The organism is Staphylococcus sp. GDX7P312P, from assembly GCF_008385775.1.
In the GTDB taxonomy this organism is placed as follows: Bacteria; Bacillota; Bacilli; order Staphylococcales; family Staphylococcaceae; genus Staphylococcus; species Staphylococcus haemolyticus.
In genome coordinates this window covers 1-784 of sequence record NZ_VUKI01000043.1, presented here as the reverse complement: position 1 = coordinate 784, position 784 = coordinate 1, and the positions used below count along the sequence as shown (strand labels likewise).

Below are 784 nucleotides of genomic sequence, written 5' to 3'. Positions count from 1 at the left end.
AACAGATGCCGATGGCAACGAGACAACAACAAGTTTCACAATCACAGTAGAAGACACAACAAAACCAGTCGTATCACCAATTGCCGGGCAAACAAAAGAAATCAATACAGCAATTAATCCAATCAAGATTGACGCGAGTGATAATAGTGGTCAAGCTGTAACGAATAAAGTGAGTGGCTTACCAGCAGGAGTAACATTCAATCCAGACACGAATACAATTAGTGGAACACCAACGAAAGTCGGAAGTTATCCAATTACAGTGATAACAACAGATGCCGACGGCAACGAAACGGAAACAAGTTTCACAATTACAGTGCAAGATACGACGAAACCAGTCGTATCACCAATCGCTGGACAAACAAAAGAAGTGAATACAGCAATTGATTCAATCAAGATTGACGCGAGTGATAATAGTGGTCAAGCTGTAACGAATAAAGTGAGTGGCTTACCAGCAGGAGTAACGTTTAATCCGAATACAAACACAATTAGTGGAACACCAACAAAAGTTGGAAGCTATCCAATTACAGTGATAACAACAGATGCCGACGGCAACGAAACAACAACAAGCTTTACAATTACAGTGGAAGATACAACAGCGCCAACAGTGACACCAATTGCAGGCCAAACTAAAGAAGTTAACACTGCGATTAATCCAATTAAGATTGATGCGACAGATAACAGTGGTCAAGCCGTAACAAATAAAGTAAGTGGCTTGCCAGCAGGTGTAACGTTTAATCCAGACACTAATACAATTAGTGGTACACCAAGTAAAGTTGGAAGCTAC

General features: G+C 40.7%; 1 protein-coding gene. It reads left to right on the top strand.

The window, feature by feature from the left end; genetic code table 11:
• Positions 1-784, top strand: a 784-nt coding sequence (locus F1592_RS11025) for a putative Ig domain-containing protein (protein WP_188294692.1), incomplete at both ends; no start/stop codon positions are given.